The following is a 2,621-nucleotide window of genomic DNA, read 5'->3' as shown; positions in this document are numbered from 1 at the left end:
AATTGTGCGTGCGATCGCTAGAAGAACCGAAAGCGTGTAATCTCACCTTTGAGGTAAAAGAGGCAGAAGATAGCCAAAATCCCGACTGGGAAAGCTTATTCTCCAGCTTGCAAAGCGATCGCATTGCAGCAATCAAATCGTAAAACAAATAGACTTCTTGCCTCTGCGGTTTTATAAAAAACTCCGTGCAAGAAGTCTACTATCTTTACAGATATTTGCCTGTCCCTACTTTATTCCCTCAAATTGCCCCAAAAAAGTTGGTTGAGGACGGATAAGATTAACCTCTAAAACGGCTTTCACCGTCGCGAGTGCTTCCCGCGTTGTATAAGATTTCATCACCCCATCTCCATACCGTCCCCAATCGGGTGTACCCAAGCCGCTCGCATTCACACCTAATTGACGGCAAGTATACACGGCGCGTGACAAGTGGAACTGCTGCGTGATGACAACCGCCTGTGTCACCCCAAAAATCTCTCGTGCGCGATAGCAACTTTCATAAGTGCTGAAACCAGCATAATCCAGAGCAATATCAGCAGCCGGTACACCGCGATCGCTTGCGTAGCGCTGCATCACGCTCACTTCATCGTAGTCGGTGCGGCTATTATCGCCCGTCATTAAGAGTTTTTTAACGCGACCCATCTGATAAAGTTGCACAGCCGCTTCCACCCGATCGGCTAGCATCGGTGTGGGGCTACCGTCGGGCAATACGCCTGCACCAAGAACAATGGCGACACGCTCAGCCGGAACTTGGGCAGGATCGGTATAGCGATCGCTTCTGGTAACTGCACTCACATAGTAAATCGTCGCTGGAGCGATCGCGGCACTTCCCAACAACAGGAGCAGAAAAACACGACGCCAGTTAGACAAAAACCATTGACGCACGCTCACTCAAACTCCCCTCAAACGTTATCAGAAATCTGTTCTAGCTAGCCTCAAGGAATTGCATCCCAACTCCGGAAAATATCAATCGGCCAAAATAACCCCTTAAAAAGAAAAACCCCTGGCTTGTCTCCAGGGGTAAACATCAGGGTGCATCTAACTAATCTTTGTTTTACATAGACAACGTAGCTATATCCGGAAGAAAACTAATTTCTATACCTCTACGTCTTCAGTTGTTCTTCCGATCGGAATTTGAAAGATTAACGAGCGAATCAACTTTGTCTAATTAGGCAGAGTAGGAAACGCCCAGCCTGTCTAATCCACGTTTCACGCTGCGCTAGCAGTGGCAAAGAACAACTTCTCCAAGTTTTGTGGCTGCATAAATGCTACGTATTGAGGGGCAATCTCTGGGGGTAGCAGTTCAATCAATAGCTTGTTCTCAATCCACAACTCGATTACATCAAAAAACGAGTCCCGGCTACAGCGCAGCACGCGCCAGCCTTCACGGGTGGCAATTTTCTCAATCTGTTCTTGGCTCGTCGGTACAGATATGGCAGCATGGGTAGCTGTAAACGGTGAGTACAAAACGTTTTGAATGAATGCTGCCTGCTCGTAACCTTCACCAGGTATCATTTCGGTACCAACCGGATAAATCTCAATCATCGTCCCGTACTCATCGCCAGCAATAACGATATAACTGCCTGGATTTGGTGGGAATGGGGCAACCTTCCCATTCCATATCTCTGCAAAGACATTGGCGACGTGAAGGGGATTTTCAGCGGGGAGAGAAATGTGGTGAATCATAGAGAGTGACTGCTCCTGAAGGAAATCGCTGCAAGAATTTAAATTAGGTACTTCTGAAACATCCATCTGAGTCATTGAAATTTCGCAAACAGCCAGGTTGTTCCCACAAAGTTCACCCGATTGGGTGAGTTTCCATCACCTGATTGCATGACTTAAATCGAGGTGAATCCACTTAAATCTCTCGTGCGCGATCGCTTTCGGGTCGAATTCAGGACTCTTGGAACTGAAAATAAAGCTAACAGTGGCACCGCTCTGTTTCTAAGGGAAATTTCTGGTTGGATAGGGTGCTTTGATAAATCTTTGCGCGATCGCCTTAATCTGAAGCGCCATTAACCTTTGACGCCGCTACCTGCATCTGTCGGCACAATATATCGCTGCAAAAAGAGGAAGACAAGCAACACTGGCGTAATTGAAATGACAGAACCCGCTGCAACCAGTCGCCAATCCAGGGACAATGCCCCGGCAAGGGTGGCGACGCCTAGGGGGAGGGTGTAATATTCGGGTCGGTCAAGGACAATTAAGGGCCAGAGGAAGTCACTCCAAGAACCGATAAAGACAAAAATTGCCAGTGTCACCAGTGCTGGGCGAATTGCTGGAAGCATGACGTGCCACCACAAGCCTAGCTCCGAGCAGCCATCCATCCGAGCGGCTTCTTCCAGTTCTTTGGGAACGCCCTGAAATGCTTGCCGCAGTAGGAAAATCCCGAATGCAGAGGCGATGCTTGGCAAAATAACACCCAAATAGGTATTTCTCAAACCTAGCTGTACGGTCAAGATGTACAGGGGAATCATCACAATTTGGAACGGAATCATAATCGTGGAGACAACAGCCGCAAAAACCATGTCCCGCCCCCGAAAATCCAGCCGTGCCAAGGGGTAAGCGGCAAGCGAGCAGAATAGCAGATTTAAGCCCACTGTCAGCACTGCCACCAGGGTACT

At 48.4% G+C, this 2,621-nt stretch carries 3 protein-coding genes; all 3 read right to left on the bottom strand.

Annotation, left to right across the window (positions count from 1 at the left end; translation table 11 throughout):
• Positions 1-225: 225 nt before the first annotated feature.
• The gene (locus H6F50_RS23985) at positions 226-843 is read right to left on the bottom strand and encodes an ElyC/SanA/YdcF family protein (RefSeq protein ID WP_242029194.1); all 618 of its coding nucleotides are present in this window, start codon (positions 841-843) and stop codon (positions 226-228) included.
• 363 nt (positions 844-1,206) lie between these two features.
• Entirely contained in the window at positions 1,207-1,683 is a 477-nt protein-coding gene (locus tag H6F50_RS23980) for a hypothetical protein (RefSeq protein WP_190430615.1), read from the bottom strand.
• Between the two features lie 329 nt (positions 1,684-2,012).
• On the bottom strand, positions 2,013-2,621 hold a 609-nt coding region (locus H6F50_RS23975), incomplete at its 5' end, for a carbohydrate ABC transporter permease (protein WP_190430614.1).

Source organism: Coleofasciculus sp. FACHB-712 (assembly GCF_014695635.1).
Classification (GTDB): Bacteria; Cyanobacteriota; Cyanobacteriia; order Cyanobacteriales; family FACHB-T130; genus FACHB-T130.
Note: the sequence above shows the minus strand (reverse complement) of the source record. Positions and strands in the feature narration are given on the sequence as shown.

Coding starts and splice junctions, on each gene's coding strand:
- H6F50_RS23980 (WP_190430615.1), bottom strand. CDS start 1,683: ATGATTCACCACATTTCTCTCCCCGCTGAAAATCCCCTTCACGTCGCC.